General features: G+C 69.0%; 5 protein-coding genes. 1 reads left to right on the top strand and 4 read right to left on the bottom strand.

All coding sequences use genetic code 11. The annotated features are described in order from the left end of the window. Nucleotides 1–578: 578 nt before the first annotated feature. The 4 genes from ACZ4RZ_RS48845 to ACZ4RZ_RS48830 form a co-directional block, all read right to left on the bottom strand. Nucleotides 579–1,187, bottom strand: a complete 609-nt coding sequence (locus ACZ4RZ_RS48845) for an ATP-binding protein (protein WP_467754113.1) — start codon at nt 1,185–1,187, stop codon at nt 579–581. 226 nt (nt 1,188–1,413) lie between these two features. Further along, nucleotides 1,414–2,181, bottom strand: a complete 768-nt coding sequence (locus tag ACZ4RZ_RS48840) for an enoyl-CoA hydratase/isomerase family protein (protein ID WP_467754112.1) — start codon at nt 2,179–2,181, stop codon at nt 1,414–1,416. Nucleotides 2,182–2,259: 78 nt separating this feature from the next. Further along, nucleotides 2,260–3,507 (bottom strand): L,D-transpeptidase, encoded by a 1,248-nt coding sequence (locus tag ACZ4RZ_RS48835; protein ID WP_467754111.1) that lies wholly within the window; start codon nt 3,505–3,507, stop codon nt 2,260–2,262. Nucleotides 3,508–3,686: 179 nt separating this feature from the next. Next, on the bottom strand, nt 3,687–4,904 hold the full coding sequence (locus ACZ4RZ_RS48830) for a L,D-transpeptidase (protein ID WP_467754110.1): 1,218 nt from the start codon (nt 4,902–4,904) through the stop codon (nt 3,687–3,689). 151 nt (nt 4,905–5,055) lie between these two features. Here ACZ4RZ_RS48830 and glgX point away from each other — a divergent pair, with 151 nt between their 5' ends. Next, nucleotides 5,056–7,323, top strand: a complete 2,268-nt coding sequence (gene glgX / locus ACZ4RZ_RS48825) for a glycogen debranching protein GlgX (RefSeq protein WP_467754109.1) — start codon at nt 5,056–5,058, stop codon at nt 7,321–7,323. Nucleotide 7,324: the final 1 nt, after the last annotated feature.

Raw genomic sequence — 7,324 nt, 5'->3', positions numbered from 1 at the left:
CTTCATGGTCCTGCCTGTTGGCAACCACGTAAGCGACGGGGCATGTGATGTACCGGCACGGCCCCTTCCGTGCGTCGGCGGGTGCGGGTGCGTGGGGCCGTGCGTCGCCACTCCCGGTGCGTGGGAACGTGCGTCGGCCGGTGCGGCCCCGGCCGCGGGCTGGGGCCCGTGGTTGCGCCCTCGATTCCGGCAGGCGCCGATCGGCACCCCACCCACCCCGCGGGCGCTCGAACTCTCAGCCTGTCCGGCGTTTGAGGACGAGGCCGTTCAGGCCGATGCGGGGGGCTGGGGGCGACAGCCCCCAGGTGCGGGACGGGTAGGGGCGGAGGGGGCGAAGAAAGTTCCCCGCAGCCGGAGATGTTCGGGTACAGGGTGCGCAAAGTTCCTGCATGGACATGTGGTTCGGCGGGGCGATGCTTTTGGATCAATCGACCGCGTCTGGGATAGTCAGCGGTGCGACCTCCACCCATTGACCCGGGCCACGGTTGTCGTCGGCGCCGCGGTTCACACCCCAATTCGTTCCGCGGTGCCCCAGGAGCCCCGGCTGCTCAGCGGCCGGGGTTTCCGCGTGCCGGGGGTCAGCGGTCGGCCACGCGCATTTCGAACCAGGTGGTCTTGCCGCGGGGCAGCAGATCGACGCCCCAGCGGTCGGAGAGTTTGTCGACGAGGAAGAGGCCCCGGCCGCTCAGGTCCAGCTCCTGGACCGGCATCAGACAGGGCAGGCCACGGGAGGGATCGCGGACCTCGATGCGGATCCAGCCCCGGCGGCGGCGCATCCGGAGCCCGAAGACGCGGGCACCGGTGTGGCGTACGGCGTTGCCGACGAGCTCGGAGACGAGTAAGACGGCGTCCTCCGTCATCTTGGGCGACAGCCCCCAGTGCCGCAGGACCACGACCTGCGTGAGCCTCCGCGCGGTGGCCGCGGACTCCGGGCGGGACGGCAACGGCACCTCCGCCTCTGTCGGATTGCCGAACAACTCCAGTGCCTTGAGCGCCCGTTCGTCCTCGACCGCAGGCGTCCAGCGCGCCGCGGTCGCACTCCCGTGCCGCCGCGGCTGTTCGATACCCTCCAGCCCCGCCATGCCCCCATCATGGCCGCCCAGAGCCCTCTTCGGGGCCGTTCCGAAGGAATAAGCCCCCCGGAAGGCATCATTCCGCACCATCCGATCGGCATATGCCGCAGGCAGTTCAGGGGGTGCCGGAGGCCGCCTGACCTGCTGGTACTGACCACTTGAGGGCAATCACCAGCGCCCCCCGACAAGGCAGGCTTAAGGTTGCCTTAAGGCTTGCATAAACCGCCCCTTCGGGGGACAACGGGTAAGACATTGCGTCAACTGCAAGTGGATCAGCGGAATTTGGCGAGTGACATTCGCCGCTTGGGCGAGGAGCCCGGGGTCGTCGGGCGCCGCCCGCTCAGAGGAACTTCGCCTTTCCCGGACCCTCCTCCACGAAGCTCCGCATCCCCCGCTCCCGGTCCTCCGTCGCGAACAGGCCCGCGAACCAGTTCCGCTCGATCGCGAGTCCGGTCTCGATGTCCGTCTCCAGGCCCGCGTCGATCGACTCCTTGGCGGCGCGCAGCGCGATCGCCGGACCTTGCGCGAGCTTCGCTGCCCAGGCGTGCGCGGCAGCGTACACCTCGTCGGCCGGGACGACCTGGTCCACCAGGCCGAGCGACAGGGCTTCATCGGCCTTGACCATACGGCCGGTGAAAATGAGGTCCTTGGCCTTGGAGGGGCCGATCAGACGGGACAGGCGCTGGGTGCCGCCGGCGCCGGGGATCAGGCCGAGCAGGATCTCCGGCTGGCCCAGCTTGGCGTTGTCCGCGGCGATGCGGTAGTCGGCGCACAACGCCAACTCGCAGCCCCCGCCGAGCGCGTACCCGGTGACGGCGGCGACGACTGGCTTGGGGATGCGGGCGACGGCGGTGAAGGAGTCCTGCAGGGCCCGGGACCGCACGACCATCGCGGCGTGGTCCATCGCCTGCATCTCCTTGATGTCCGCGCCCGCCGCGAACACCTTCTCCCCGCCGTACAGCACCACGGCGCGGACGTCCGTCCGGCGCGTGGCCTCCTCGGCGAGCTCCTTGAGCCGGTCCTGGGTGGCGACGTCCAGCGCGTTCATGGGCGGGCGGTCCAGACGGATGGTGCCCACGCCTTCGGCCACTTCGAGATGCACAGTCATGGGAGCAGGTTAGTGGGCGTTAACGACAACGGGCCGGGTGTGCTGAGTCACAGCACACCCGGCCCGTACGGCGAGCGTCTACTTCGTCCAGTCCGACCAGGACATGTTCCAGCCGTTGAGGCCGTTGTCCGGGGCGACCGTCTTGTCGTGGGAGTTCTTCACGACCACCACGTCACCGACGATCGAGTTGTCGTAGAACCAGGCGGCCGGCACCTTGCCGTCGTAGCCGCCGCGCACATCGCGTACGCCGATGCAGCCGTGGCTGGCGTTGTAGTTGCCGAAGGCACCGCCGCCCCAGTAGTTGCCGTGGATGAAGGTGCCCGAGTTGGTCAGGCGCTGGGCGTGCGGCACGTCCTTGATGTCGTACTCGCCGCCGTAGCCGACCGTTTCGCCGTTCATGCGGGTCACCCTGAGGCGCTCGCTGATGACCATCTGACCGTTCCAGGTGTCGTAGCCCGGCTTGCCCGTGGTGATCAGGATGGTCTTGATGACCTTGCCGTCGCGCTTGACGACCATCTTGTGGGTCTTGGCGTCGACCGTGGAGACCTGGCTGCGTCCGATGGTGAAGTTCACCGTCTTGGCCTGCTTGCCGTAGACGCCCGGCCGGCCCTCGACGCCGTCGAGGTTGAGGGTGACGCTGACCTTCGTACCGGCCTTCCAGTACTGCTCGGGACGGAAGTCGAGGCGGTCGTTGCCGAACCAGTGGCCCTCGACGTCGACCGCCGGCTCGGTCTTGATCTTGATGGCCTTCTCGACGTCGTCCGGGTGCGTGATGCCCCGCGTGAAGTGGATCGAGAAGGGCATCCCGACGCCGACCTTGGAGCCGTCGTCGGGCGTGTAGATGCCGACGAAGGTGTTCTTCGGGGTGAGCGTGGTGAACGCGGAGTCCTCGGCGGCCTCACGGCCGTCGGAGTCCTTGGCCACCGCGTGCACCTTGTACTTGGTGGCCGAGGCGAGGTGGGTCGAGGGCGTCCAGGTGGCGCCCCCGCCCGTTATCTCGCCGTCGACCGCGTTGCCCTTGGTGTCCTCGACCTTGACCTCGGTCAACTTGCCTTTGGCAGCGGTCACCTTGAGGGCGCCGCTGGTCTTCACATCATCGGCGCCGTCCTTGGGGGCGATGGTCACGACGGCCTGCGAGGCCTTGGTGTCCGCCGAACTGGAGCCCTTGCCCTTGCCGCCCCCCGAGCCGGACCCCGAGTCCTTGCCCCCTCCGCCGCCGCAGGCGGTCACGGCGAGCAGCAGGGCGGCAAGGAGCAGCGCCAGAACCCCCTGCTTCCCGTGTGTCCGCGCGCCAACCGACGCCCCCGATATCGGTCGCCCGTTCAAAGTTGTTCTCCCCTCGCACGGCCTGATCAGGCCCGCACTCCAGCGCGTCCCACGCGCGTATCGCGCTAATTAATCACACGACCTGGAGTGATGGCTCCCCGGGAATGTCACTGTTCAGTCCCAACTTCGGCCGAACGGGGCGCCGCTGGAGTGCGTCGTGCGCGTACCCCCAAATCGGGCTACTTCACCGCGCCCCCCGCTTTCCACTCCTTCCATCCCATGTTCCACCCGCCGAGCCCGTTGTTGGGAGCGACCTTTTTGTCATTGCTGTTGACGACCTCGATGACGTCCCCGATGAGGCTGCGGTCGAAGAACCAGCCCGCCGGGGTGTCCGAACTGCCGCCCTTCACGTCCTCCAGGCCCACGCAGCCGTGGCTGACATTGGCGTTGCCGAAGACGCCCGACGCCCAGTAGTTGCCGTGCAGGAAGGTCCCTGTATCGGTCAGGCGCATCGCGTGCGGGACGTCCGCGATGTTGTACTCGCCGCCGAAACCGACCGTGCGGCTGTTCATCCGCGTCACTTCCAGCATCTCCATGACGACCATTTTCCCGTTGTACGTCGCCTTCTCGGGGGCGCCCGCCGTGATCGGCACGGTGGCGACGAGGTCGTCGTCGCGGCGTACCTCCATGGTGTGCGTGGCCGCGTCGACGAGGGAGACCTGGCTGCGTCCGATGGTGAACGAGAAGGTCTTGTACTGGAGCCCGTAGACGCGGGGTGCGGCCTCGACGTCCCGCAGATGCAGCCCGACCGTGACCTTCGTGCCCGGCTTCCAGTACTGCTGGGGGCGGAAGTCGAGGCGGCTCTTGCCGAACCAGTGCGGGCGGATCTCGACGGCGGGTTCGGCGTTCACCTGAATGGCGTGCTCCACGGCGGCCCGGTTCTCGATCTCCCGGTTGAAGGCGAGCGAGACGATCATTCCGGTGCCGACGGTGGATCGGTTCTCCGGGGTGACGTAGGCGATGAACCGTTCGTCAGGGACGGCCGTCGTGAACGTGGTGTGCCGCGCCGAGCGCCGCCCGCGTCCGTCGAGGGCCACCGCGTCGACGGTGTACTTGGCCGCCAACGCGACCCGTGCGTCGTCGGCCTTCCAGGTCAGGCCGTCGTCGGTGAAGTGCCCCGGAACCGGGGACTCCTGCGCGTCCTGGGACTTGACGACCTTGACGGATTCCAGGCGCCCGCTGGGAACCCATACCTTGATTGCCTCTTTCGGGCGTACGCCCTTGCTGTTGTCGGCCGGCGAGACGCGGATGGCGTCCTCGGGCGACTGCGGTTTGCCGAACACCCCGTCGAACCCGTGCGAGGTGCAGCCGGAGGCTCCGGCCAGCAGGCCGGCCCAGGTCAGTACGGCGGCCAGCGCGGCCCCTGCGCGCCGCGCGCGCGTCTGTACGTGCTTCACAGGGGGCCCAACGACTGTGCCCCTCTGGGGAAACGTGAGTGCGAGCCACGCTCTGGGCAGAACAGTGGGGAGGACGACGCGAAGGGGAGCCGCGGCCGGGACGCCGCACGCTTCTTTCCGGGTCGTTCCACGAGCCGCGGGAGGCTGACCGGTGTCGAGCGCACCCGAGCAGGAGGCAGTCCAGGAAGGACGTGCCGCGGGCGGCGGGCTGCCCGCGCAGCCGGCCCCCGCGCTGAACGGCGCCCGGCGGACGCCGGCCTCCGCCGTGTCCGTGTGGCCGGGCGCCCCGACCCCGCTCGGGGCGCGTTTCCGCGTCGGCCCCGACGGCGCCGCGGGCACCAACTTCGCCCTCTGGGCGGGCGGCGCGGAGGCCGTGGACCTGTGCCTCTTCGACGAACGGGACGGCGAGACACACGAGACCCGGGTCCCGCTCACCGAACTCACCCACGAGATCTGGCACGGCTTCGTCCCCGGCGTGCTGCCCGGCCGCCGCTACGGCTATCGCGTGCACGGCCGCTGGGACCCGTGGACCGGCGCCCGCTGGAACCCGGCGAAGCTGCTCCTCGACCCGTACGCCCGTGCTGTCGACGGCGACTTCAGTCTGCCGCCCGAGGTGTACGGGCACGTCCGGGACTGGCCCCAGCAGCAGGTCGCCGACACGGTGCGCGACGACCGCGACTCGGCGCCGTACGTCCCCAAGGGTGTCGTGGTCCATGACGACGACGACTGGTCGGACGACCACCGCCCGAAGACGCCGTGGGCGGACTCGGTCATCTACGAGCTGCATGTGCGGGGGTTCACGCGACTGCACCCCGGGATTCCGGAGGAACTGCGGGGCACGTACGCGGGACTGGCGCACCCGGCCGCCATCGAGCATCTCGTGAAGCTCGGGGTGACCGCCGTGGAGCTGCTGCCGGTGCACCAGTTCGCGCACGAGGACCACTTGCTGCGCAAGGGCATGCGCAATTACTGGGGCTACAACTCGATAGGCTATTTCGCGCCGCACGCGGGGTATGCCGCCGCCGGAACGACCGGGCAGCAGGTCGGCGAATTCAAACGGATGGTACGGGCGCTGCACACCGCCGGCATCGAGGTCATCCTCGACGTGGTCTACAACCACACGGCGGAAGCCGACGAATTGGGCCCGATGCTGTCGCTGCGCGGCATCGACAACCGGGGGTACTACCGGCTGCAGTCGGACGCCCGCCGGTACGCGGACTACACGGGGTGCGGGAACACGCTGCACGTGGTGCAGCCGCATGTGCTGCGGCTGATCACCGACTCGCTTCGGTACTGGGTGACGGAGATGGGGGTGGACGGCTTTCGGTTTGACTTGGCTGCCGCGCTGGCGCGGTCGATGCACGACGTCGACATGCTGTCGCCGTTCCTCGCCGTCATCGCCCAGGACCCGGTGCTGCGGCGGGTGAAGCTGATAGCGGAGCCCTGGGACGTGGGCTCCGGTGGATATCAGGTGGGATCCTTTCCACCCCTGTGGACGGAGTGGAACGACCGGTATCGGAACGCCGTGCGGGATTTCTGGCGCGGGGCGCTGCCCGATGTGCGGGATCTGGGCTATCGGCTGTCCGGGTCGAGTGACCTTTACGCCTGGGGTGGGCGGCGGCCGTACGCCTCGGTGAATTTCGTGACCGCCCACGACGGGTTCACGCTGCGGGATCTCGTTTCGTACGAGCGCAAGCACAACGAGGCGAACGGGGAAGGGAACCGGGACGGTTCCGACGACAACCGGTCGTGGAACTGCGGGGCGGAGGGGGAGACCGGGGACGAGCGCGTACGGGCCCTGCGGCGGCGGCAGTTGAGGAATCTGCTGACGACGCTGTTGCTGTCGACCGGGGTGCCGATGCTGGTCGCCGGGGACGAGTTCGGGCGGACTCAGCGGGGCAACAACAATGCGTACTGCCAGGACAACGAGATCAGTTGGGTCGACTGGTCCCATCTCGACGATCCCGGGTGGCGGGCGCTGTTCGATCTGACGTCCCGGTTGATCGCCCTGCGGCACGAGCATCCCGTACTGCGACGGCGGGCGTTCTTCTCCGGGCGGGCTCATTCCGCTGACGGGTTGCGGGACCTGGCGTGGTTCACCGCGCGGGGGACGGAGATGACGGAGCGGGACTGGTACGCGCCCGCCGCGACGCTGGGGATGTATCTGTCCGGGCGGGACATTCCCGGGCGGGACGCGCGCGGTGTGCCGGTGGTGGACGACAGCTTCCTCGCGGTGCTGCACGCCGGGGACCGGCCGGTGAGCTTTGTGCTGCCGGGGTCGCCTTGGGCGGAGCGGTACGAGGTGGTCGTCGATACGTCTCGGGAGGAGCAGGGGATGGCGCCGGGGGTGGTGCATCGGGCGGGGGCGGGGGTAACGGTGCCGGCCCGGGCGGTGCTGTTGCTGCGGGTGGTGGGGTGAG

The organism is Streptomyces sp. NPDC027189 (assembly GCF_055566975.1).
This window is presented reverse-complemented; position numbering and strand designations above follow the sequence as displayed.

Coding starts and splice junctions, on each gene's coding strand:
- ACZ4RZ_RS48840 (WP_467754112.1), bottom strand. CDS start 2,181: ATGACTGTGCATCTCGAAGTGGCCGAAGGCGTGGGCACCATCCGTCTG.